General features: G+C 66.2%; 1 pseudogene. It reads right to left on the bottom strand.

Going from position 1 to position 1,010, the window contains the following annotated elements:
• Positions 1–196 precede the first annotated feature (196 nt).
• Positions 197–1,010, bottom strand: a pseudogene (locus FJ980_RS34415) (site-specific integrase); the annotation flags it as partial.

Here is a 1,010-nt window from a genome sequence, read left to right on the forward strand (position 1 = left end):
TTGCCGGGATTGTGGTCCCAAGTTTCGCGCCGAGCGCCGAGAAGGAGGATCGTAACCTGGTCCTTTGGGACTGGGGTCCGGGTCTGCCGCACAAGGTAGCCGTATTCGACCCAAGCGGCCGGTTGCCGAAGGACCAGCTGTCCTGGAGATAACGCACTTTTCCGCATCCGAAGGGCAGGGGAGGGGCGAGCCCGGCCTATAGTCCGCTCGCCTTTGTGAGGTTGACACGGAAGCGATCGCGTCGGCGCTGATAGCGGCGAGTCATTTCAGCCGAGGCATGGCCGAGCTGCTTTTGCACATAGCGCTCATCGACTTCGGCCGAGGAGGCGAGGCCAGCGCGTAGCGAATGTCCGGCAAAGAGCTTTGCTCGTTCACCTTCCGACAGATCGCCGCGCACGCCGGCCGCCAGCGCAGTGCGCTTGACCAGGCGCGCGACCTCCTGATCGTTGAGCCGATCGGCGCCGACCGCCTTGCCCTGCCCGGTGACGCGCCTGAAGAGGGGACCGTGCGCGATACGGGCGAGCTTGAGCCAGGTCTGCACCGCGACAACCGGGCAGGTGGCATCGGACGACCCGCGCCCGACTTCAACCTCCCGCCAGCCGGTCTTGCCGCGAAGCGAAACCAGCATGCCCTTGTCGAGGATCTGGATCCAGCCGCGGCCGTCCTCAGTCTGGTCGCGGCCGACGTCCAAAGCCACGATCTCGGAGCGCCGCAGGCCGCCGGCGAAACCCAAGAGCAGCATGGCGCGGTCGCGCAGGCCGCGCAAGGTTCCGCGGTCGAGTGTTTCTAGCATAGCGGTCAGATCCTCGGGAAGGATCGCCTCCTTCTGCCGGGGCGGGGCGGCGTGCTTGTTGCGGATGCCGGCCATCACGGTGGCGATGTGCCGATCCTTGCGGTCCAGCGGCTGGCCGCGCTGCGTGTAGTTCCAGGTCAGGGATTACAGGCGGCGCTCGATCGTCGCTACCGCCTTTTTGTCCCTTCCAGTGCCCGAAGCCTGCGCGGTGATATAG

Origin of the sequence: Mesorhizobium sp. B1-1-5 (assembly GCF_006443065.1) — a bacterium.
In the GTDB taxonomy this organism is placed as follows: domain Bacteria; phylum Pseudomonadota; class Alphaproteobacteria; order Rhizobiales; family Rhizobiaceae; genus Mesorhizobium.